Genomic DNA, 22681 nt, shown 5'->3' with positions numbered 1-22681 from the left:
CCCAAGTGCCCGCACAGTTCCCGCTCAAGCTCGTTTCCCGCCGCATGCTGGCGCCCACCGTGGCCCACCTGGTGTTCACCCGCGACGACGGCCAGCCGCTGGACTACATCCCCGGGCAGTTCCTGCAGGTGCATTTCAACTACGGCGATGGCACCGCCACCAAGCGCAGCTACTCGCTGGCCACCATCCACGACCACGCGATGGGCCCGGGCGAAAGCGTCGAAATCGCCGTCAGCTACGTTCCCGGCGGCGCCGCGACCTCGCTGTTCGAGACCCTGGAGATCGGCGGCACGGTGCAGGCCAGCGGGCCCTTCGGGCGCTTCTGCCTGCAGCCGGCCGACGACAACCGCCGCTACCTGCTGGTCGGCACCGGCACCGGCGTCACTCCGTACCGGGCGATGCTGCCGCTGCTTGAGCAGGCGATGGCCACGCGCGGGATCGAGGTGGTGCTGCTGTTCGGCGCCCGCACGCCCGACGAGCTGCTCTACGGCGACGAGTTCCGCGCCTTCGCCGATGCCCATCCCGGCTTCCGCTTCGTGCCCTGCTTCTCGCGCGAGCTGCCCGCACCCGGCAGCGCGCAGGACCATCCCGACGTGCGCCACGGCTACGTGCAGCAGTTCCTGGCCGAGTTCGCGCCGCAGGCCGAAGGCGACATCGCCTACCTGTGCGGCAACCCGGACATGGTCGATGCCTGCTTCCAGGCGCTCAAGGAACACGGCCTGCCGGTGCCCCGGATCCGCCGCGAGAAATACGTCAGCAGCAAATAGTCCGGCGTGGTGTCAAGTCTGCTTGACACGCGGATCCCGCCGCTGCATTCTCCGTGTCAAGCAAACTTGACACGGGACACCGCCGCCATGCCATCCATCGAACGACGTTACCGCCGCGAGTTCCTGACGGCCATGACGGCCTACGTGGTCGTGCTGTTCATGTCGATGTACGTCCTGCGCGCGGTTGATGCGACCTGGGGACGTGCCCTCGTGGCGCTGCTGCCGGCGATCCCCACCGCATTCGCGGCGCGCGCCGTGCTGCGCTTCGTGCGCGACAGCGACGAGATGCAGCGCAGGATCCAGCTCGAGTCCTTCGCCCAGGCATCGCTGGTGCTGACCCTGGGCAGCTTCGCGCTCGGCCTGCTGGCGCTGGCCGGGGTGCTGCACGTCAACGCGGGCCTGGCGCTGATCCTGGTCCTACCCGCCTATTCCTTCCTGCATGGCGTGTTCGCCTGCATCACCACGCGCCGTTACCGGTGAAGAGCCGCGTCCGCGAACTTCGCGAGGCACGCGGCTGGTCACAGGCGCAGCTTGGCGAACGTCTGGATGTGTCGAGGCAGACGGTGAACGCGATCGAGACCGGCAAGTACGATCCGAGCCTGCCGCTGGCGTTCCGCATCGCGCGCCTGTTCGCGTCACCCATTGAATCCATCTTCCACCCCGAGGATCCCGCATGAGCACACGTGGAACCCCTATCGCCGCGCTGCTGGCCGTCGCGCTCGCGGCCGGCTGCACGGCACAACCCGACGGCGCATTGGCCGACGGCCGGATGCGGCAGGGCGCGATCGAATTCGAGTCCTGCTCGCTGAGCGCGGTCGGCGCCAAGGCCGTCGAGGCGCAGTGCGCGACCTTCGCGGTGCCCGAGGACCACGACGCGACCGACGGCCGCCGGATCGAACTCGCGATCGCCTTCCTGCCGGCCACCGGCCAGGCCGAGCCGGATCCGGTGCTGATGATCGCCGGTGGCCCGGGGCAGTCGGCGCTGGAGTCGTTTCCGCAGGCGGCCGCGGCCTTCGACGACGTGCGCCGCAGCCGCAACGTGGTCCTGGTCGACGCCCGCGGTACCGGCGGCTCGGCGCCGCTGCACTGCAAGGGCGAGGAGGGCCAGAACGCATTCGGCCCGGAACAGGACACGTCGCAGGCCGCCATGCGCGCCTTCGCCGAGCGCTGCCGCGACGCGCTGGCGCCGAGCCACGACCTGCGCCGCTACGCGACCATGGACCACGTGCGCGACCTGGAGGCCGTGCGCGAAGCCCTGGGCGTGCCGCAATTCAACCTGGTCGGCATCTCCTACGGCACGCGCGTTGCCCAGCAGTACGCCAGGGCTTACCCGGCCGCGACGCGCACGGTGCTGCTCGACGGCGTGGCGCCCAACAGCATGGTGCTGGGCCAGGAACACGCGCGGAACCTGGAGCAGGCGCTCGCCACGCAGTTCGAACGCTGCCGCGCCGAACCCGCCTGCGTCGGCAACCTGGGCGACCCGTCGGCGCTGCTGCCCGTGGTCCGCGCGGCGCTGGAGGCGGGCGATCTTGCGCCAGTGGACTACCGCGACCCGGTGAGCGGCGAGTGGCTCGAGGAAACCCCGGGATTCGGCCACCTGGCGGCACTCCTGCGGATGTTCTCCTACCAGCCCGCCGCCGCCGCGACCCTGCCGCTGCTGCTCCACGACGCCTCGCAGGGCCGCTACGCGCCGCTGCTGGCGCAGTCGCGGATGCTGGGCGCGTCGCTGGGCGATGCGATGGCCCACGGCATGCAGCTGTCGGTGATCTGCACCGAGGATGTCGGCGAGATGTCGGTCGATCCGGACGACGCCGGCAGCGTGCTCGGCAATGAAATGGTGTCGCTGCTGCAGGCGCAGTGCGCGGCCTGGCCGACCGCGCCGCGCGCGGAGGGCTTCCGCGAGCCGCTCACCGGCGACGTCCCGCTGCTCGCGGTCAGCGGCGAGTTCGACCCGGTCACCCCGCCTCGCTACGGCGACGAGGTGGTCGCGCACCTGGCGAACGCGCGCCACCTGGTCGCGCCCGGCCAGGGCCACAACGTGATCGCCATCGGCTGCATGCCGAAGCTGGTCGCGCAGTTCATCGAGCGCGCCGACGCCGCCGGCATCGATGCCGGCTGCCTCGATCGCCTGGCCCCGGCGCCGCCCTTCGCCGGCTATTACGGATGGGAGCCCTGAGATGATCGAAGTCCACGACCTGCACAAGACCTTCAAGGCCAAGTCCGGCCCCGTGCACGCGGTGCGCGGCGTCAGCTTCGAGGCCCGCGACGGCGAGATCACCGGCCTGCTCGGCCCCAACGGCGCCGGCAAGACCACCACCCTGCGCATGCTCTATACCCTGATGTCGCCCGAGCGCGGCACGGTGCGCGTGGATGGCCTGGACGCGCAGCGCGACGCCACCGCGGTGCGCCGCAGCCTGGGCGTGCTGCCGGACGCGCGCGGCGTCTACAAGCGCCTGACCGCGCGCGAGAACATCGTCTACTTCGGCCGCCTGTACGGCCTGGACGACGCCACCATCGCCGTGCGCATCGACGAGCTTGCCGGCAGGCTGGGCATGGAGGACTTCCTCGACCGCCGCACCGAGGGCTTCTCGCAGGGCCAGCGCACCAAGACCGCGATCGCGCGCGCGCTGGTGCACTCGCCGCGCAACGTGATCCTGGACGAGCCCACCAACGGCCTGGACGTGATGACCACCCGCGGCCTGCGCGCCTTCCTGCAGGAGCTGCGGGCGCAGGGCCACTGCGTGATCTTCAGCAGCCACATCATGCAGGAGGTCGCCGCACTCTGCGATCGCATCGTGATCATCGCCCAGGGCGAAGTGCGCGCCAACGGCACGCCCGACGAGCTGCGCGCGCAGTCGGGCGAGGACAACCTCGAGGACGCCTTCGTCACACTGATCGGCACCGAGGAGGGCCTGTCCGCATGAGCCTGTTCAACAACACGGTGCTGACCGTCGCCCGCAAGGAGCTGCTGGACCTGTTCCGCGACCGGCGCACGGTCATGCTGGGCCTGCTGATGGGCCCGCTGCTGTTCCCGATGCTGATCCTGGGCATGGGCTCGATGGCCGAGAAGCGCGCGCGCACCCAGCTGGAATCGGTGCTGGACCTGCCGGTGATCGGCGCCGCGCACGCGCCCAACCTGGTGCGCCACCTGGGCACGCGCGACATCAATGCCATCGACCCGCCCGACGACGCCGAGCTCGCGCTGCGCAACCAGGACCACGACGTGGTGCTGCGCATCCCCGAGGCGTTCCCCGAGCGCTGGCGCGAGAGCCGCATGGCGACGGTGGAGATCCTCTACGACTCCTCGCGCCAGGATTCGCGGATCCCGGTGGCGCGGGTGCGCGAGGCGCTGGCGCAGTACGGCAACCAGGTCGGTTCGCTGCGCATGGTCAGCCGCGGGATCAGTCCGGAAGCCACGATCGCGGTGATGGTGGCGCAGCGCGACGTGGCCACCCCGGAATCGCGGCGCGGCATGCTGCTCGCCTTCCTTCCCTACCTGCTGATCTTCAGCGCCTTCGTGGGCGGTGCCTACATGGTGATCGACGTCACCGCCGGCGAGCGCGAGCGGCAGTCGCTGGAGCCGCTGCTGGCCACGCCCAGCTCGCGCAGCGCGCTGATGAGCGGAAAGATCCTCGCCGCCTGCGCGCTGGGCATGCTCAGCCAGCTGCTGATCCTGGTCGCGCTTGCGATCAGCCTGGCGCTGGCGCCGAAGGCGCTGCAGATGGTCGCGCTGACGCCGCAGATGCTGGTGTTGCTGCTGGCGGTGCTGGTGCCGATCGTGCTGATCGGCTGCACGTTGCTGACCCTGATCTCGGCCAGTGTGAAGTCGGTGAAGGAAGCGCAGAGCTACATGAGCGTGCTCATGCTGTTGCCGATCATCCCCACCGTGGTGCTGATGGTCAGCCCGGTGAAGGAGCAGCTGTGGCAGTTCGCGGTGCCCTTCCTGGCGCAGAACCAGATGGTGCTCAAGCTGGTGCGCAGCGAATGGATCGCGCCGATGCAGTGGCTGGTCTACTTCGGCGCCAGCCTCGGCCTGGCCCTGGTGCTGTGGCTGATGGCCGTCCGCCTGTACCACCGCGAGAAGCTGGCGATCTCGGCCTGAGGCCTGTACGCCCGCGGTCGCAAACGATCGCGGGCGTGCGGCGCAGGGACGTGGACACAGAAACGCCCGGCCATTGGCCGGGCGTCTGTCCGTGGGGCGACAGGAAAGCCGCCCCGGTACCGCGGTGGCTCAGCCGCCTGGATTGAACGCGATCGTGCGCCGGGTGGTGACCGGCTCCGAGACCGGCTCGAAGCGCCAGCGGCGGACCGCGGCCACGGCTTCGCGGTCGAAGACGCGCGGCGGGTCGGCGCGGACCACGCGCGCGTCGCTGACGCTGCCGTCGGCCGCCACGGTGAACTCCACCTGGACCTCGCCACCCTGCGCCGCGCGCAGCGCTTCGGACGGGTAGCGCGGCGCGGGCGTGCTCAGCGGCCGCAGCGTCGGCGCGGCGGCCGCTGCCGGCGTCGTTGCGGCGGCGGCCTGCCGGGCCTGGCGCTGCTCGGCTGCGCGCTGTTCGGTGGCGCGCTGCTCCGCCGCCACGCGTTCGGCCTCGGCGGCCCGCGCTGCCGCTTCGCTCTCGGCGCGCTGCTGCTGTGCCAGCTGTTCGCTGGCCTGCCGCTGTTCATCGGCCTGGGCGCGCTCGCGGTCCACGGCAAGCTGGCGCTGGCGCTCGGCTTCCTGCTCGGCGCTCAGCGCCTGCTGGGCAATGCGCCGCTCGACGCCCTCTTCGGCGGTCGCGATCGTGGACTGGAGCCGCGCCAGGGACGGATGGTCGGCATCGGCGCGCTCGACCAGGGCCGCCAGGCGGCGGGCCTCTTCGAAGTCCTCGCGGTCGCGGGCCTGCTCGGTGGCGATCACCAGCATCGGCATGAGGTCGGTCAGCGCGCTGGCGACGGCGGCGTCGCCCGGGGACTTCTCGCGCAGCGCCAGGTAGTACTCCAGCGCGTTGTCGCCGCCTGGCGCATAGAGGCGGCTTTCGGCATAGGCGGTGCGCCCGCGCTCGCGAAGTTCATCGGCGCCGAGCTCGGCCAGTGCACTGGCCTGGGCGGCGACCTGCTCGGCGGCGTCGGCCGCGCCGTTGCCGGCCTGGCCCGCGGCGGGACTGGTGGCTGCGCCGGCGCCGGCGGCATCGGCCGCGGGCACGGTGCCCTCGTCCTTGCCGCACGCGGCGATGGCGAAGACGAGCGCCGCGGCAAGGGCCAGCCGAGGCAGGCTCCCCCGCGCGAAGGCATGGTTGTTCACGGACATCGGTTTGTACTCCCCCTGGTTGTGCGGATGCGCACGTATGCCTAGGACGCGACACGCGGGCCGGTTTGTCAACACCCGGGCCGTCGAGGCGCCCACGCGCTACTTGCCGATGCAGAAGCGCGAAAAGATGTGGCCCAGCAGTTCGTCAGCCCCGACCTGCCCCGTGATGTCGCCCAGCGCGCGGTGCGCGGCACGCAGCGATTCGGCGGCCAGGTCCAGGGCTTCGGCGGCCAGCGCCCGCGCGGCCTCGTCCAGGTGCGCAGTGGCGCGGCCCAGGGCCTGGACGTGGCGCGCGCGCGCGGTGAATTCGCCCTCGCCCGCGGCCGAATCCGCGAATGCGGGCGCGCCGCCCGCGTCCGGCTGGCCGGTCACCAGCTGGCGCAGGCGCAGGTGCAGCGCCTCCATGCCCTCGCCCGTCGTCGCGGACACCGCCAGCGCGCCGGCGGGCGGCGGCGGCGCGCCTGGCGGCAGCAGGTCGCTCTTGTTGTACAGCCACAGCACGCGGGGGACGCCGGCAAGGTCGGCGGCGATCGCGGCCCGGCCGGCGGCCGGGTCGCGCGCGTCCACCACCGCGATCGCGAGCCCGGCCCGGCCCAGCTCGCCGCGGGCGCGGCGCATGCCTTCGCGCTCGATCGCGTCGCCACCGGCGCGCAGGCCCGCGGTGTCGACCAGGGTCAGCTCGGCGCCGTCCACGTGCAGGGTTTCGCGCAGCAGGTCGCGGGTGGTGCCGGCGACGTCGGTGACGATGGCGCGCTCGCTGCCGGCCAGCGCGTTGAGCAGCGAGCTCTTGCCGGCGTTGGGCGGCCCCACGATCACCGCATGCAGGCCGTCGCGCAGGCGCCGGCCGCGTTCGGCGGCGGCCAGGAGCGCGGCCAGGTCCCGCTGCGCCGCGGCAAGGTTCGCGGCCAGCGCGCTGCCGCCCAAGGTGTCCAGCGGCTCGTCCACGAAGTCGATCGCCGCCTCGACATGGACGCGGATCGCCAGCAGCGCCTCGCCGAGGGCGGTGACCCGGCGCGAGAACTCGCCGTCCAGCGAGCGCCGCGCGGCACGCGCCGCGGTCAGGTCGCCGGCGGCGACCAGGTCGGCCACCGCCTCGGCCTGGGCCAGGTCCAGCCGGCCATTGAGGAATGCACGCTCGGTGAACTCGCCCGGCCGCGCCATGCGCGCACCCAGCGCGCAGCAGCGTGCCACCAGGGCCTGCAGCAGCACGGGATTGCCGTGGCCCTGCAGTTCCGCCACGTCTTCACCGGTGTAACTGGCGGGGGCGGCGAACAGCAGCACGATGCCGTCATCGATGGTGTCGCCCGCGGCGTCGACGAAGCGGGCGTACTGCGCATGCCTGGGCCCGGGGGCGCGGCCGTCGCACACCGCGCGCGCGATCTCCGCTGCAGCCGGCCCCGACAGCCGCACGATGCCGACGCCACCGCTGCCGGCGGCGGTGGCAACGGCGACAATGGTGTCGGTCACGACCAGGGTCATCCCTGCACGCCGGGCGGCCTGTGCCGCCCCGCGCCGTCAGTCGGCCGCGATCGCTTTTGCGGGCTTGTCGCCGGCGTCGGGCTTGCCCGGGCCGGGCTTGTCCGCGTACTTGCGGATCAGCCACCACTGCTGCAGCAGGCCCAGCGAGCCGTTGGTCACCCAGTACAGGACCAGGCCCGAGGGGAAGAAGACCATGAACACGCCGAACGCCAGCGGCATCAGCTGCATCATCTTCTGCTGCATCGGGTCCATGCCGACCATCGGCGTCAGCTTCTGCGTCGACCACATCACGATGATGTTGAGCACCGGAAGGATGAACCACGGGTCGCGCGCGGTGAGGTCCTGGATCCAGCCGATCCACGGCGCATGGCGCAGCTCCACCGACTCCAGCAGCACCCAGTACAGGGCCAGCCAGATCGGCATCTGCAGCAGCACCGGCAGGCAGCCGCCGACTGGATTGATCTTCTCCTTCTTGTACAGCTCCATCATGGCGACCTGGAACTTCTGCTTGTCGTCGCCGTAGCGCTCCTTGAGCTGGGCGATGCGCGGCTGGAACTTGCGCATCTTCGCCATCGACTGGTACTGCGCCTTGGACAGCGGGTACAGCACGGCCTTCACCACCAGCACCAGGCCGATGATCGCCCAGCCCCAGTTCTGCACCAGGCTGTGGATCTTGTTGAGGATCCAGAACAGGCCCTCGCCGAGGAAGGCGAAGAAGGCGAAGCGGCTGTAGTCGACCGCGCGGTCGAGGCCCGGCACCTGCTGGGCCTTGATCGGGCCGACCAGCTTCGGGCCCACCCACAGGCGCGCGCTGGTGCTGGCCTGGTCGCCCGGCGCGACGGCCAGGCCCGGGCCGACCTCGCGGATCAGGTACTGCGGCAGGCCGCCGGCACCGGTGGTGGACTGCAGGGAGACGGTGACCTGGTCGGTCGCGCCCGGAATCCAGGCGCTGAAGAAGTGGTGCTGGAGCATGGCCAGCCAGCCGCCGGACTGCTGTGCGTTGACGGGGCCCTCGTCGGCGAAGTCGGCGTAGCGCACGCGCTGGTAGCCCTCGCCGGGGCTGAACCAGGTGGCGCCGTAGAGGCTGAAGGACTCGGGGTTGGTCCAGCCGGTCTTGAGCACCTGCGGCAGGCGGATCAGCTGGCGGTACACATGGCCCTGCCAGAGCGCATCGCCCTTGTTGTAGACCGTGTCGCGCACTTCGATGGCATAGCTGCCGCGGGTCAGGACATAGCTGCGGCGGATGCTGACGCCGTCCGGGCCGTGCCAGACGAAGGGTACTTCGAGGGTGTCGGCGTCCGCGGCGAGCACGTAGTCGGTGTCGGGCGACTCCGGCACGAAGCCGGCCTCGTGCGTGGGCGCGGCGCTGCCCTGGCTGACCCAGCCGCTCTGCGCGGCGTAGAAGGTCGCGGGGCTGTTGTCGAACAGGCGCACGGGCGGGCTGTCGTCGTCGCGCGTCTGCGGGAACTGCAGCAGGTCGGCGCGGGCGACCACCCCGCCCTGCAGGGCGAGGTCGAGGACATCGGTTCGGACATGGACCTGGCCGGCGCCGGTCGGCACGGGCGTGGCCGACACGCCCGGTACGGCCGCGGCCTGCGGCGCCGCGGGCACGGCGCCCGGCACGACGTCGGACGCCACGCCGGCCGCCGGCGCACCGGGAACCGTGGCGGCGGGATCGACCGATGTGGACGTGGTGGCGGCGACATCCGCGGCGACGGGCGCGCGCTGCTCCTTGCCCCATTCCATCCACAGCAGGGTCGCCACCATCAGCAGGGCGAAGATCAGGAAGGTGCGGGTCTGGTTCATGGGGCAGGAGGGCTCATTCGCCGGCGGGACGCGGCGTCGGGTCGGGAAGGATCGCGGTCATCGCGGGAGCTGCGGGTGTCGCGGCGGGCGCGGAGGCCTGCTCGGCCGCCGCGGGCATTGTGCCGTCCGGTCCCGGTGCGGGCAACGCGCCGGCGCGGCGCAGGGCGTCGTGGAACGCAGCGCGAAGGACCGTTCGCGAGGCGCTGGCGGCGGCGGGACGCGCGACAATCACGAAGGCGGCGTCCGGCAGCGTGGCGCGGAGCGCACGGAACTCTTCGCGCAGGGCGCGCTTGATCCGGTTGCGGCCGACGGCGCGGCGGTCGACCTTGCGCGACACCGCCAGGCCCAGGCGCGCCGGCTGGCCGTCGTGGTGCAGGTGCAGGGCGAGGATCGGGGTACCGGTGCGGCGGCCTTCGCCGAACACGCGGTCGAACTCCGCGCGCACGCGAACGCGCGCTTGGCGGGGCAAGCGGCGGTTCATGGCGTGGCGGAACGCAGCGGGCGGCAGGCGTTGGCGCCGCCCGGCGTCATCAGGCGGTGAGGCGCTTGCGGCCCTTGGCGCGGCGGCGGGCCAGGATCTTGCGGCCGTCGGCGGTCGCCATGCGGGCACGGAAGCCGTGGTCGCGCTTGCGCTTGAGGTTGCTGGGCTGGTAGGTGCGCTTGGTGGACATGGCGGTTGCTCGGGTGGGACGCGACGGAAAGAACCGGAGATTCTAGGATGCGTCGCCGCCCCGGGTCAAATCGCGCCCGGCAGCGGGCCGCGGGAGACACGTCGCGGCGGCACGCGGGCAGGGCGCGCGGTGGTAGGCTGGCTGCCCCCTTCCACCTCACCGCCGCTCGTGGTCCGCCACGCCGCGCGGCAGGTCCCGCTGTCGGTAGTCGAACCAGAACGATGGATGCTTGGCCCCGCTGTCTCGAACGCCTGGAAGCCGAACTCCCGGCCGAGGACGTACATACCTGGCTGCGGCCGCTGCAGGCCGCGCGCCGCGACGATGCCACGGTGCTGTACGCGCCCAACGCCTTCGTCCGCGACGCCGTGCACGAGCGCTACATGCCGCGGATCCGGGAGCTCCTGGGCGCCTTCGGCGACGGCGGCACGGTCTCGCTCGAGATCGGCTCCCTGCCCCGCGCCGCCGAGCCCCAGCGTGCCCCGGCCACGGCCGCGGCGACCGCCGCCAGCGCGGCTGCCGGCGCCGCCGCGTTCCATGGCAACCTGGACAGCCACTACACCTTCGAGAATTTCGTCGAGGGCCGCAGCAACCAGCTGGGCCGCGCGGCGGCCTGGCAGGCGGCGCAGAAGCCCGGCGAGCGCGAACACAACCCGTTGCTGCTCTACGGAGGCACGGGCCTGGGCAAGACCCACCTGATGTTCGCCGCGGGCAACGAGATGCGCCGCAACAACCCCGGCGCGCGCGTGCTGTACATGCGCTCAAACGACTTCTACAGCGCCTTCTTCCGCGCGCTGCAGGAGCGCACCGCCGACCAGTTCAAGCGCCAGTTCCAGACGCTCGACGCGCTGCTGATCGATGACATCCAGTTCTTCGCCGGCAAGGACCGCACGCAGGAAGAGTTCTTCCACACCTTCAACGCACTGTTCGAGGGCCGGCAGCAGATCATCATGACCTGCGACCGCTTCCCGCGCGAAGTGGAGGGCCTGGAACCGCGGCTGAAGTCGCGCCTGGCCTGGGGCCTGCCGGTGGCCATCGATCCGCCCGACTTCGAGACCCGGGCGGCGATCGTCCTGGCCAAGGCGCGCGAGCGCGGCACCCACGTCCCGGAGGACGTGGCCTTCCTGCTCGCCAAGAAGATGCCCTCCAACGTGCGCGACCTCGAGGGCGCCCTGAACACGCTGTCGGCCCAGGCCAACTTCACCGGGCGCGCGATCACCATCGACTTCGCGATGGAAACCCTGCGCGACCTGCTGCGCGCGCAGCAGGCGGCGATCAGCATCCCCAATATCCAGAAGACCGTGGCAGACTACTATGGTCTCCAGATCAAGGACATGCTGGGCAAGAAGCGGACGCGTTCGCTGGCCCGCCCCCGCCAGATGGCGATGGCGCTGGCCAAGGAACTGACCGAGCACAGCCTGCCCGAGATCGGGGATGCGTTTTCCGGACGGGACCACACCACGGTCCTGCACGCCTGTCGCCAGATCCGCACCCTGTCGCAGACCGATGGCAAGCTTCGCGAGGACTGGGACAAGCTCATCCGCAAGCTCAATGAGTGACCATCCGCAAGGCTCCCGGGCCCGGTGGATGCGAAGGGGACAAACTGTGGACAAGTCCGGCGCCAGGCAGCGGGTCGAAAACTGTCCACAGCTTGTCCAACCGTGACAGACGACATTGTCAACGGGGTTGTAGCCTCAAAAAGTTGTTTTAATTCAGTGGTTTAGGTGAGTTTTCAACCGTTTTTCCGGACACCACCTCCACCGCATTCAAGTATTTATCCCATTCAAGAGCCAGGGCAAGGGGACATCACCGGCATGCGTTTCAGTCTGCAGCGAGAAGCCTTCCTGAAGCCGTTGGCACAGGTCGTCAACGTGGTTGAACGCCGGCAGACCCTGCCGGTCCTGGCCAACCTGCTGGCGCTGGTGCAGGACGGTCAGCTGTCGCTCACGGGCACCGACCTGGAAGTCGAGATGATCGCGCGCTGCGCGGTCGACGACGCCCAGGACGGTGAGGTCACGATCCCGGCGCGCAAGCTGTTCGACATCGTCCGGGCCCTGCCCGACGGCAGCAAGGTGACCGTCAGCCAGGCCGGTGACAAGATCACAGTGCAGGCTGGGCGCAGCCGCTTCACGCTGGCCAGCCTTCCGGCGAACGACTTCCCGTCGATCGACGAGGTCGAGGCCACCGAGCGCGTCGAGGTCCCGGAGGCTGCGCTGAAGGAGCTGATCGAGCGCACCGCCTTCGCCATGGCGCAGCAGGACGTGCGGTATTACCTCAACGGCCTGCTGTTCGACCTCGGCGACCACCGCCTGCGCTGCGTGGCCACCGACGGCCACCGCCTTGCGCTGTGCGAGGCCGCGCTCGAGGCCGGTGCACAGGCCAAGCGACAGATCATCGTGCCGCGCAAGGGCGTGACCGAGCTACAGCGCCTGCTCGAGGGTGGCGACCGCGTGCTCGAGCTGGAAATGGGCCGCAACCACATCCGCGTGAAGCGCGACGATGTGACCTTCACCAGCAAGCTGATCGATGGCCGCTTCCCGGACTACGAGGCGGTGATCCCGATCGGCGCAGACCGCGAGGTCAAGGTCGACCGCGAAGTGCTGCGTGCGGCGCTGCAGCGTGCGGCGATCCTGTCGAATGAGAAATACCGCGGCGTGCGCATCGAGGTGTCGCCCGGCCAGCTCAGGATCAATGCCCATAACCCAGAGCAGGAAGAAGCCCAGGAAGAAATCGAGGCGGATACCTCGGTTGATGGCCTGGCGGTGGGGTTCAACGTGAACTACCTGCTTGACGCGCTGAGCGCACTGCGCGACGAAACGGTCATCCTGGCGTTGCGTGACGCCAACTCTTCCGCCCTGGTACGGGAGGCGGCCAACGAGCGTTCGCGCCATGTCGTGATGCCGCTGAGGCTGTGAAGCCTGCGAAGTTCCACGTGGAACAGGAACGCCCGGCATTGACCGGGCGTTCTGCTTTTCCGGAGCCGCGTGCGTGGAGCTGACCCGGCTCGACCTGCGCAACCTGCGCAACCTGGCAGATGTTTCCCTGCGCCCGGCGCCCGGGTTGAACGTGCTGATCGGGCCGAACGGGGCCGGCAAGACCAGCGTGCTGGAAGGCCTGCACCTGCTCGCCTATGGCCGGAGCTTTCGCGGCCGGGTCCGCGATGGCCTGGTCCGCACTGGACAGGACGCACTGGAGGTGTTCGCGGAGTGGCGTGTGCCCGGCAAGGAAAGCGACCGGCGCGCAGGCCTGCGCCATTCCGGAGGGAGCTGGGAGGCGCGCCTTGATGGACAGGCGGTCAGCCACCTGGGTGAGCTGTGCGCGGCGTTCATGGTGGTGACATTTGAGCCGGGCAGCCACGCGCTGGTGTCGGGCGGGGGTGAGCCGCGCCGGCGTTTCGTCGATTGGGGCCTGTTCCACGTGGAACAGGGCTTTCTCCCGCTGTGGCGCCGCTATTCAAGAGCCCTGAAGCAGCGCAATGCATTGCTGAAGTCGGCCGCCGGGGTCGCGCAGATCTCGGTCTGGGACCTGGAACTGGCGACGGCCGGCGAAGACCTGACCCGCCGGCGGCTCCTGTACCTGGAGCGGCTGCAGGAACGCCTGGCGCCCGTGGCGCTGGAGCTGGCGCCCTCGCTGGGCGCGATGTCGCTGGAATTCGAACCGGGATGGCGTCGTTCCAGCCTGCCCCTTCTCGACGCACTGGCGGTGTCTCGTGACCGTGACCGGATGCTGGGCCATACCAGCGTCGGCCCACACCGGGCGGACTGGAAGCTTCGGCTGTCGAACAAGGAGGGCGGAGAGGCCCTTTCGAGGGGGCAGGCAAAGCTGGCTGCGCTCTCCTGCCTGTTCGCGCAGGGGGCTGACTGCGCCGCGGAGCAGGGCGATTGGCCGGTGTTCGCTCTGGACGACCTCGCGTCTGAGCTGGATTCGACCCATCGAGAGCGCGTACTGGCGCTGCTGGCGTCGACGCCGGCCCAGGCTTTTGTAACGGGGACCGATGCGCTGGAGGTTTCCGCACCGACGAAGGTGTTCCACGTGGAACAGGGCACCGTCGAACCGTCCCGCTGATGTTCCACGTGGAACACCACGATCAGGTCGGCGTCGGCCGATCGCGGGCGCCAGGAGCGCCCGGCGTCTCACGGCTGCCCACTGCAACAAAGGCGCGATCGCGCTCCGGGAGCAGCATGGCGCCGCCCAAGCCCCTTCAGGTCCCCACTGATACCGCTCACGAGGGCTGTGCATCCCCTCACCCGTCATCCCTGGGGCCCAGGCGCCCATTCACCGCGCCAAGGACCCAGGGCGCTTGCCAACGCCTCCGGACTGGTATAATGGCGGTCTCAGGCCCCTATAAGTAATGTGTCGTGCGCCGGCGTCGCCGCGCGGGCCGTTGCCGGGCGATTCCAACGGCCAGAAGCATCCAGATGACTGACGACACCGGCAGCACCCCCGAAACCGCGAACACCGGCTACGACTCCAGCAAGATCACCGTCCTGCGAGGCCTCGAGGCCGTCCGCAAGCGCCCGGGCATGTATATCGGCGACGTGCATGACGGCACCGGCCTGCACCACATGGTGTTCGAGGTGGTCGACAACTCGATCGACGAGGCGCTCGCCGGCCACGCCGACGACATCAACGTGACCATCCACGAAGACGGCTCGGTCTCGGTGTCCGACAACGGCCGCGGCATCCCGGTGGACATCCACAAGGAAGAGCACGTCTCGGCGGCCGAGGTGATCCTCACCGTGCTGCACGCCGGCGGCAAGTTCGACGACAACAGCTACAAGGTGTCCGGCGGTCTGCACGGCGTGGGCGTGTCGGTGGTCAACGCGCTGAGCGAACACCTGTGGCTCGACATCTGGCGCGACGGCGAGCACCACCGCCAGGAATACGCCCTGGGTGAGCCGCTGTACCCGCTCAAGGTCGTGGAGCCGTCCGGTGGCCGCCGCGGCACCACCCTGCGCTTCAAGCCCGCCACGGAGATCTTCAGCGACGTCGAGTTCCACTACGAGGTCCTGGCGCGCCGCCTGCGCGAGCTGTCCTTCCTCAACTCGGGCGTGAAGATCACGCTCAGCGACGAGCGCGCCGAGCCGCGCCGCGACGTGTTCGAGTACGAGGGCGGCATCGCCTCCTTCGTCGAGCACCTGGCCCAGCTCAAGACCCCGCTGCACCCCCGGGTCATCTCGGTCATCGGCGAAGAGAACGGCATCACCGTCGAGGCTGCGCTGCAGTGGACGGACTCCTACCAGGAGACCATGTTCTGCTTCACCAACAACATCCCGCAGAAGGACGGCGGTACCCACCTGATCGGCTTCCGCGCGGCGCTCACGCGCACGCTGACCAACTACATCGAGCAGAGCGGGATCGCGAAGCAGGCCAAGGTGCAGCTGTCCGGCGACGACATGCGCGAAGGCATGATCGCCGTGCTGTCGGTGAAGGTGCCCGATCCGAGCTTCTCCTCGCAGACCAAGGAAAAGCTGGTCAGCTCGGAAGTGCGGCCGGTGGTGGAGCACACCTTCGGCGCCAAGCTCGAGGCGTTCCTGCAGGAGAATCCGACCGAGGCCCGCGCGATCGCCGGCAAGATCGTCGACGCCGCACGCGCCCGCGAGGCCGCGCGCAAGGCACGCGACCTGACGCGCCGCAAGGGCGCGCTGGACATCGCGGGCCTGCCGGGCAAGCTCGCCGACTGCCAGGAGAAGGATCCGGCGCTCAGCGAACTGTTCATCGTCGAGGGTGACTCGGCCGGCGGCTCGGCCAAGCAGGGCCGCAACCGCAAGAACCAGGCGGTGCTGCCGCTGCGCGGCAAGATCCTCAACGTCGAGCGCGCGCGCTTCGACCGCATGCTGGCGTCGGCCGAGGTCGGCACCCTGATCACCGCGCTCGGCACCGGGATCGGCAAGGACGAGTACAACCCGGACAAACTGCGCTACCACCGCATCATCATCATGACCGACGCCGACGTCGACGGCGCCCACATCCGCACCCTGCTGCTGACCTTCTTCTATCGCCAGATGCCGGAGCTGATCGAGCGCGGCCACGTCTACATCGGCCTGCCGCCGCTGTACAAGATCAAGCAGGGCAAGACCGAGATCTACCTGAAGGATGACGCGTCGCTCGACGCCTACCTCGCCGGAAACGCGGTCGAGAACGCGTCCCTGGTGCCCGCCGAGGGCGAGCCCGGGATCAGCGGCGCGGCGCTGGAGACGCTGCTGCTGGCCTATGCGGCAGCGCGCGAAACCATCACCCGCAACGCATACCGCTACGACCCGGACGTGCTTGGCGCGCTGATCGACTTCACGCCGCTGGACGCCGAAGTGCTTGCCGGCAACGTCGACGAGCGCCACGAGCTGGACATGCTGGAGAAGCGACTCAACGAATCCGGCCTCGGCAAGCCGCGCTACAGCCTCGAGTTCCAGTCGGCCAGCGCGACCGCAGGCCCCGCGATGGTGGTGCACCGCCGCCACATGGGCGTGGAGGCGGTGCAGGTGCTTCCGTTCTCGGCCTTCGAAGGCGGGGAGCTGCGGGCGCTGCGCGACGCCGCGGCGCTGCTGCACGGCCTGGTGCGCGAGGGCGCGAAGATCATCCGCGGCACCCGTGTGCAGCCCATCACCAGCTTCGCCCAGGCCCAGGCCTGGCTGCTGGAGGAAGCGAAGAAGGGCCGCCAGATCCAGCGCTTCAAGGGCCTGGGCGAGATGAACCCGGAGCAGCTGTGGGACACCACGGTGAATCCGGAGACGCGCCGCCTGCTGCAGGTGACCATCGAGGACGCGGTGGGCGCGGACCAGATCTTCAGCACCCTGATGGGCGACGTGGTGGAACCGCGCCGCGCCTTCATCGAGGACAACGCGCTGCGGGTGTCCAACCTGGATGTCTGAACAGGCAGGTTGACGCCGCCTTCAGGCGGCGGCGCCTACAACAGCCGAAGCCCAACCAGGATGCCGCCATGAAGACTCTCCCGCTTGCCCTCGCCATCGCCACCACGGTGGCCGTGGCCGCCTGCGCCACCACGACATCGCCCACCGGGCGGACCCAGTACGTGGGTGCTGTGTCGCAGGAGCAGCTCAACCAGCTCGGCGCCCAGGCCTTCACCGAGCAGAAGGCCAAGATGCAGCAGACCGGCAACGCCACCCAGAAGCGCTACGTGGATTGCGTGGTGCGTGCGGTGGTCGCCCAGCTGCCGCCCGCGCAGCGCCAGATCTCGTGGGAATCGGCGGTCTTCGTCGACGACAACCCCAATGCGTTCGCGCTGCCCGGCGGCAAGGTCGGCGTGTATACCGGCATCTTCAGCGTCGCGAAGACCCAGGACCAGCTGGCGGCGGTGATCGCGCACGAGGTCGGGCACGTGATCGCCAACCACCACGACGAGCGCATCACGCGCCAGATGGGCGCGCAGGGTGCGCTGGGCGTGGTCGGTGCGCTGGTCGGTTCGCGCTACGGCGAAGGCGCCACGCAGACCACGAACCAGCTTGGCGGCGCGGCGCTGCAGACGGCGTTCCTGCTCCCGGGGTCGCGCGCGCAGGAAAGCGAAGCCGATGTCGTCGGCCAGCGGCTGATGGCCGAAGCCGGCTTCGATCCCCGCCAGGCAGTCAACCTGTGGCAGAACATGATGTCCGCCAGCGGTGGCAACCGGCCGGCGCAATGGCTGTCGACGCATCCCGATCCAAGTGCGCGCATCGGCGAACTGCAGTCGCGCGCGACCAGCCTGGTGCCGACCTGGGAGCAGGCGCGCGCCGCAGGGCGACGCCCGGCCTGCGGCTGAATCATTGCACCATCGTCCGATGGTGCGCTCGCGCCGACGCCGCCTGTTCTGGTAGTTTTGGCTCCCCCCAGCACGCTCAGGCCCGGCCGCAGCGTGCCCCGCACACCCGAGGCCTGCCATGTCCGCACTCCCCACCCACCGTTCCCTGCTGGTTTCCGCGATCGTCGCGGTGCTCGCCCTCGGCGTCGCCACCGACGCCGTTGCGCAGACGGCCCACGAGCGCGCCGCCGAGCGCCGCGCCGCGCGGGACGCCGGTGCCGACGGCAAGCAGGACGCCAAGAAGGGCGCCAAGGCCGCCGCGGAATACCCCGCCGCCACCCGTCAGGAACCGGGCCTGAGCGCGAGCGCGCGCATGGGCGCGCGGATCAACAAGGTGTCCGAAGCGCAGCAGGCGGGTGACCTCGCCGCCGCCGAGGCCGCCGCTGCCGACGTGCTGGGCGACGAGAAGGCCAACGCCTACGAGCGCGCGATCACCCTGCGCCTGGTCGCCGACCTGCTGATCAACGAAGACAACGCGCGTGCCAGGGATTACCTGCGCCAGGCCATCGAGCTCGACGGCCTCGGCAACAACGAACACTTCGGCAGCATGCTGATGCTGTCCCAGCTGCAGCTGCAGGACGACGACTATGCCGGCGCCCTGGCCAGCCTGGACACGCTGCTTGACCAGACGAAGTCGGACAAGAAGGACCTGCAGGTCCTCCGCGGCAACATCCTTTACCGCATGGGCCGGCATGACGAAGCCATCGCCGCGCTGGAGCCTGCCGTCAAGGGCAATCCGGACGCGGAGGCGTCGTGGCGCCAGCTGCTGATGGCGGCGTATGCGGAAGGCGATCGCGCAGGCGAAGCCGCCGCGCTCGCCGAGGAGGTCGCCGCGCAGGCGCCGGGCGACAAGCGTGCGCAGCTCAACCTTGCCAGCGTCTACCTGCAGGCCGACGAGCCCGCGAAGGCGATCACCATCTACGAAGGCCTGCGCACGGCCGGCCAGCTCACCGAGGAAGGCGAATACCGCAACCTGTCCGCGCTTTACCTCAACAGCGAGGGCGGCGAGGCCAAGGCCATCGCCGTGCTCAACGAAGGCCTGGAGAAGGGCGCGCTCAAGCCCGACTACAGGACCTACGCGCAGCTCGCGCAGGCGTACTACTTCAGCGACCAGTACGACAAGGCGATCGAGGCCTACCGGAAGGCCGCGCCGCTGGACGACACCGGCAAGACCTACCTGAACCTCGCCAAGGCGCTTGCCAACGAGGGACGCACCGCCGAATCCAAGGACGCGGCGCAGAAGGCCATCGACAAGGGCCTGGACAACCCCGCGGAAGCGCGCGCGCTGCTGGCGCGCTGACGCGGTGGCCCGTGGAAGCAAGGTCGACGGCGCGGTAGAACCACGCGCCATGATTGGTATAAGCTTGGGAATTCCCGCGCTGAACATGGGCGCGGATCCAGACACCATTTTTCGGGGCGCTCGCGACCCGGCCAGAATCGAGTTCTCCGCATGACGCAGCACGCCACGACCCCCGACCGGAACAACGACCAGGACGAGGGCCTGAACTGGGCGCGTATCGCCGGCTTCACCATGGTGGTGGCGTTCCACGCCGCCGCGGTCCTGCTCCTGCTGGCCCCGGTCAATCCGCCCGGCGCCGCACCGGAAGAGGAAGCGGTCACCCGCGTGGTCCTGATCGAACCGCCGCCGCCGCCCCCGCCGCCGCCGCCGCCGCCGCCCAAGCCGCCGGAGCCGCAGCCGATCCGCGAGCTGGTGCCGCCGCAGCCGTCGCCGCTGCCGCCGCCGCCCGAGGAACCGCCGGTGGTGTTCGACGAGCCGTCGCCGATGGATACCCCGGCCCCGCCGCCGGCCCCGCCGGCTCCGCCGGCCCCGGTCGCGAACATCGGCGCCAGCGTGGATCCGTCCTCGAAGAACATGAACCCGCCGAAGTACCCGCCGGCTGCCGCGCGCGCAGGCATCACGGGTACGGTGATCCTCGTGATCGACGTCGACGCCAACGGCAACGTGACCAACGTGTCGGTCGAGAAGTCCAGCCGCAACCGGGACCTCGACCGCTCGGCGGTGGCCGCCGCCCGCGGCTGGCGCTTCAATCCCGAGATCCGGGACGGCGTCCCGGTCGCAGGCCGCGTCCGCGTCCCGGTGGACTTCAACTTCGATTGACAGCCGGCCGCCGCCCGGCAGCCGAGTGCAAAACCGCTGTACCAGCTTCACCCTTTTCCAACACCACAACATCTAGAAGGTAAGCGTCATGCTGCAGGAAACCACTAACGTCCCCGCCGCCGGAGGCAGCAACGCTGCAGCGCTCCAGCAGATGGGTTTCGCGGACATGGTCCAACACATGGATGCCGTCGGCTGGGTGGTGCTCATCACCCTGCTGGTGATGTCGGCCATGTCGATCTACTGGATCATCTTCAACTTCATCAAGCACATGCGCCTGCGTGGAAGCGCCGACCGCGTGATCACCACGTTCTGGGAAACCCAGAACGCCCAGGACGCGATCCGCGCCATGGAAGAGGAATCGCGCAGCGAGCCCTTCTCCAAGGTCGCCCTTGACGCCGCCCAGGCCGCCGCGCACCACCAGCGCCACGAAGGTTCGCGCCTGGTCGAGTCGCTCAACCGCTCCGAGTTCGTCGACCGCGCGCTGCGCCAGGGCGTGACCCGCGAGTCGCTGAAGCTCGAGGCCGGCCTGACCGTGCTCGCCACCGTCGGTTCGACCGCGCCGTTCGTCGGCCTGCTCGGTACCGTGTGGGGCATCTACCGTGCGCTGATCCGCATCGGTGCCAGCGGCCAGGCCGACATCGGCGCGGTGGCGGGGCCCGTGGGCGAGGCGCTGATCATGACCGCGATCGGTCTTGGCGTCGCGATCCCGGCGGTGCTGGGCTACAACTTCTTCGTCCGCCTCAACCGCGGCCTGAACTACAAGCTCGACACCTTCGCGCATGACCTGCACGACTTCTTCGCCACCGGCTCGCGCGTCGGCGAGCAGAAGCGCTGAGGCAGGTAAGGGCCAGTAAGGAGAATCGACATGGCTTACAGTTCAAGCGGTAATGGCCATGACAAGGTCAACGCCACGATCAACATCGTGCCGCTGGTCGACGTGATGCTGGTGCTGCTGATCATCTTCATGGTCACGGCACCGCTGATGGCCCACAAGGTCAAGGTCGAGCTCCCCCGGGCCAACCTGGACGAGCGGCCGGATACGGCTCCCGCGGCGATGCCGATCACCATCGCGGTGACCGATTCGGGCGAGATCTACCTCAACGACCAGCCGGTCACGCTCCAGCTCCTGGAGAGTTCGCTGGCGGTCGAGGCACAGAAGACCCCGCAGCCGCCGGTGAACGTCCGTGCCGACACGACCACGAAGTACGGCGTGGTGAAGGAAGTCGTCAACCTCGCGCAGGCCGCCGGCATGCGCAAGGTGGGCTTCGTCGCCACCCGCGAGAGCAACTGACCCGGAGTTAGCAGCATGGCTTTTTCATCCAATTCCGGTGACGGCCCGATGGCCGACATCAACATCATTCCGCTCTGCGACGTGATGCTGGTGCTGCTCATCATCTTCATGGTCACTGCGCCGCAGCTGTCGTATCCAATCGATATCGACCTGCCGCAGCGCTCGCTGAGTCGTCCGGAAAATCCGGTCGAGCCGCCGGAGCCGATCAAGCTCCGGATCGACGGTTCGGGCCAGATCTTCTGGAACGACAGCCCGGCACCGATCACGGCGCTGCGCAGCATGATGGAGACCGAGGTCCAGCGTGACCCGGCCAACCAGCCCACGCTGCAGATCGACGTGAACGAGGACGCGGACTATGGTGTCCTGGCCAAGGTGCTGGCCGAGGCGAAGAACGCACAGATGATGAAGATCGGCTTTGTGAAGAACTGATCGCGTACCACCCGTCCGCGGCGTCGCCTGCAGCGCGCCGCGAACGGACAACACGCTTGCTTCTTGCGCCGCCCCCACAAGGGGCGGCTTTTTTTGTTTTTTCCTCTGATTCGGAGAAGCGAGGGCCATCGAACGTGAATCCAGGCCACGCGGCCATGGCCAAGCCCGAGCCCTCCTCATGCACCTGCTTCTATCCGCTCTGATCGCTCTTCTGATCCGCGCAAATCCGCGGCAAGTGCCCTTGTTCTCCCGCGGCCCTACAGAAGCGCGAGGTAGCGCCGGACCGTCGTCGCCAGGCCTTCGTACAGCGCCTCGCCGATCAGGGCGTGGCCGATCGAGACCTCTTCGACGCCGGGAACCGCGGCCAGGAAGGCAGCGAGATTGTGCTGGCTGAGGTCATGGCCGGCATTGACGCCAAGCCCCTCGGCCCGGGCGCGGCGCGCGGTGACGGCGCAGGCGGCGAGCGCGCCGGACGCGGTGCCGGCCGCGTATTCTTCGGCGAAGGGGCCGGTGTAGATCTCGATCCGGTCGGCGCCGGTGGCCGCCGCGGACTTGATCGCAGCGTTGCCGCCATCGGAATCGGCATGGGCGTCGGCGAACAGGCTGACCCGACAGCCGAGCGCGCGCAGTTCGGCCACGATGGGCGCCAGGCGGGCGCCGTCGCGGACGAAGTCGAAGCCGTGGTCGGAGGTGATCTGGCCGTCGTCGTCGGGCACGAGGGTGGCCTGGACCGGGCGGGCCTCGCGGCACAGGGCGATGAAACCGGGATAGCCCGGCCGCGGCGCCGCGAACGGATTGCCTTCGAGGTTGAGTTCGACGCCGCGCTCCGCGGCAAGTCCAGCCAACGCCATGACGTCGTCGGCGCGTGCGTGGCGCGCGTCCGGGCGCGGATGCAGGGTCAGGCCGTGGGCGCCTGCGTCCACGCAAGCCTGCGCCGCGCGCAGCATGTCGGGTTCGCCGCCGCCGCGGGAGTTGCGCAGCACGGCGATCTTGTTGAGGTTGACGCTGAGCCGGGTCATGCAGGGCAGGATACCCGTCCC

General features: G+C 69.8%; 22 protein-coding genes. 16 read left to right on the top strand and 6 right to left on the bottom strand.

The features are described from left to right. The first annotated feature begins 5 nt into the window (after window positions 1-5). The 6 genes from WCE39_RS08590 (at window position 6) to WCE39_RS08565 (ending at window position 4869) form a co-directional block, all read left to right on the top strand. The gene (locus tag WCE39_RS08590) at window positions 6-767 is read left to right on the top strand and encodes a ferredoxin--NADP reductase (protein ID WP_449284007.1); all 762 of its coding nucleotides are present in this window, start codon (window positions 6-8) and stop codon (window positions 765-767) included. 87 nt (window positions 768-854) lie between these two features. Beyond that, window positions 855-1247 carry a hypothetical protein gene (locus tag WCE39_RS08585; protein ID WP_343276274.1) on the top strand — a complete coding sequence of 131 codons (393 nt, stop codon included), beginning with the start codon at window positions 855-857 and terminating at the stop codon, window positions 1245-1247. After that, a complete protein-coding gene (locus WCE39_RS08580; RefSeq protein ID WP_343276273.1) occupies window positions 1244-1444 on the top strand; it encodes a helix-turn-helix transcriptional regulator in 201 nt (66 codons plus the stop codon). The genes WCE39_RS08585 and WCE39_RS08580 overlap by 4 nt, the downstream gene beginning before the upstream one ends. Continuing rightward, window positions 1441-2943, top strand: a complete 1503-nt coding sequence (locus WCE39_RS08575) for an alpha/beta hydrolase (protein WP_343276272.1) — start codon at window positions 1441-1443, stop codon at window positions 2941-2943. The genes WCE39_RS08580 and WCE39_RS08575 overlap by 4 nt, the downstream gene beginning before the upstream one ends. 1 nt (window position 2944) lies before the next feature. Then, on the top strand, window positions 2945-3691 hold the full coding sequence (locus WCE39_RS08570) for an ABC transporter ATP-binding protein (RefSeq protein WP_343276271.1): 747 nt from the start codon (window positions 2945-2947) through the stop codon (window positions 3689-3691). Then, a complete protein-coding gene (locus WCE39_RS08565; protein WP_343276270.1) occupies window positions 3688-4869 on the top strand; it encodes an ABC transporter permease in 1182 nt (393 codons plus the stop codon). Before WCE39_RS08570 ends, WCE39_RS08565 begins: the two co-directional genes overlap by 4 nt. Window positions 4870-4998: 129 nt before the next feature. On the opposite strand, the gene WCE39_RS08560 is transcribed toward WCE39_RS08565, so the two are convergent. The 5 genes from WCE39_RS08560 to rpmH all read right to left on the bottom strand — a co-directional run bounded on the left by WCE39_RS08560 (window position 4999) and on the right by rpmH (window position 10013). After that, window positions 4999-6057 (bottom strand): TonB family protein, encoded by a 1059-nt coding sequence (locus WCE39_RS08560; protein WP_343276269.1) that lies wholly within the window; start codon window positions 6055-6057, stop codon window positions 4999-5001. 99 nt (window positions 6058-6156) lie between these two features. Further along, the gene (mnmE, locus tag WCE39_RS08555; protein ID WP_343276268.1) at window positions 6157-7536 is read right to left on the bottom strand and encodes a tRNA uridine-5-carboxymethylaminomethyl(34) synthesis GTPase MnmE; all 1380 of its coding nucleotides are present in this window, start codon (window positions 7534-7536) and stop codon (window positions 6157-6159) included. A 36-nt stretch (window positions 7537-7572) separates the two neighbouring features. After that, complete coding sequence (gene yidC, locus WCE39_RS08550) at window positions 7573-9342, bottom strand: membrane protein insertase YidC (protein ID WP_343276267.1); 1770 nt, start codon at window positions 9340-9342, stop codon at window positions 7573-7575. Between the two features lie 13 nt (window positions 9343-9355). Next, a complete protein-coding gene (rnpA, locus tag WCE39_RS08545; RefSeq protein ID WP_452299572.1) occupies window positions 9356-9823 on the bottom strand; it encodes a ribonuclease P protein component in 468 nt (155 codons plus the stop codon). Window positions 9824-9872: 49 nt separating this feature from the next. Further along, complete coding sequence (gene rpmH / locus WCE39_RS08540; RefSeq protein WP_343254571.1) at window positions 9873-10013, bottom strand: 50S ribosomal protein L34; 141 nt, start codon at window positions 10011-10013, stop codon at window positions 9873-9875. A gap of 221 nt (window positions 10014-10234) precedes the next feature. Here rpmH and dnaA point away from each other — a divergent pair, with 221 nt between their 5' ends. From dnaA to WCE39_RS08490, 10 genes are all read left to right on the top strand, one after another. Next, complete coding sequence (gene dnaA, locus WCE39_RS08535) at window positions 10235-11569, top strand: chromosomal replication initiator protein DnaA (protein ID WP_343276265.1); 1335 nt, start codon at window positions 10235-10237, stop codon at window positions 11567-11569. A gap of 255 nt (window positions 11570-11824) precedes the next feature. Next, window positions 11825-12925 carry a DNA polymerase III subunit beta gene (dnaN, locus tag WCE39_RS08530; protein WP_343276264.1) on the top strand — a complete coding sequence of 367 codons (1101 nt, stop codon included), beginning with the start codon at window positions 11825-11827 and terminating at the stop codon, window positions 12923-12925. 73 nt (window positions 12926-12998) lie between these two features. Beyond that, the gene (gene recF, locus WCE39_RS08525) at window positions 12999-14075 is read left to right on the top strand and encodes a DNA replication/repair protein RecF (protein ID WP_343276263.1); all 1077 of its coding nucleotides are present in this window, start codon (window positions 12999-13001) and stop codon (window positions 14073-14075) included. 353 nt (window positions 14076-14428) lie between these two features. Further along, window positions 14429-16879, top strand: coding sequence for a DNA topoisomerase (ATP-hydrolyzing) subunit B (gyrB, locus tag WCE39_RS08520; RefSeq protein WP_343276262.1), 2451 nt, complete (start codon window positions 14429-14431; stop codon window positions 16877-16879). Between the two features lie 68 nt (window positions 16880-16947). Then, on the top strand, window positions 16948-17763 hold the full coding sequence (locus WCE39_RS08515; RefSeq protein ID WP_343276261.1) for a M48 family metallopeptidase: 816 nt from the start codon (window positions 16948-16950) through the stop codon (window positions 17761-17763). Window positions 17764-17881: 118 nt separating this feature from the next. Continuing rightward, complete coding sequence (locus WCE39_RS08510; RefSeq protein WP_343276260.1) at window positions 17882-19102, top strand: tetratricopeptide repeat protein; 1221 nt, start codon at window positions 17882-17884, stop codon at window positions 19100-19102. Between the two features lie 150 nt (window positions 19103-19252). Continuing rightward, entirely contained in the window at window positions 19253-19921 is a 669-nt protein-coding gene (locus tag WCE39_RS08505) for an energy transducer TonB (RefSeq protein ID WP_343276259.1), read from the top strand. Window positions 19922-20009: 88 nt separating this feature from the next. Continuing rightward, window positions 20010-20756, top strand: coding sequence for a MotA/TolQ/ExbB proton channel family protein (locus WCE39_RS08500; RefSeq protein ID WP_343276258.1), 747 nt, complete (start codon window positions 20010-20012; stop codon window positions 20754-20756). Window positions 20757-20786: 30 nt separating this feature from the next. Continuing rightward, window positions 20787-21212, top strand: coding sequence for an ExbD/TolR family protein (locus tag WCE39_RS08495; RefSeq protein ID WP_343276257.1), 426 nt, complete (start codon window positions 20787-20789; stop codon window positions 21210-21212). 15 nt (window positions 21213-21227) lie between these two features. After that, on the top strand, window positions 21228-21641 hold the full coding sequence (locus WCE39_RS08490; RefSeq protein ID WP_343276256.1) for an ExbD/TolR family protein: 414 nt from the start codon (window positions 21228-21230) through the stop codon (window positions 21639-21641). Between the two features lie 257 nt (window positions 21642-21898). Here the strand turns inward: WCE39_RS08490 and WCE39_RS08485 are convergent, their stop codons facing one another. Then, window positions 21899-22660, bottom strand: coding sequence for a pyridoxine 5'-phosphate synthase (locus WCE39_RS08485; protein ID WP_343276255.1), 762 nt, complete (start codon window positions 22658-22660; stop codon window positions 21899-21901). Window positions 22661-22681: the final 21 nt, after the last annotated feature.

Origin of the sequence: Luteimonas yanweni (assembly GCF_039548475.1) — a bacterium.
Taxonomy (GTDB): Bacteria; Pseudomonadota; Gammaproteobacteria; order Xanthomonadales; family Xanthomonadaceae; genus Luteimonas.
This window is presented reverse-complemented; position numbering and strand designations above follow the sequence as displayed.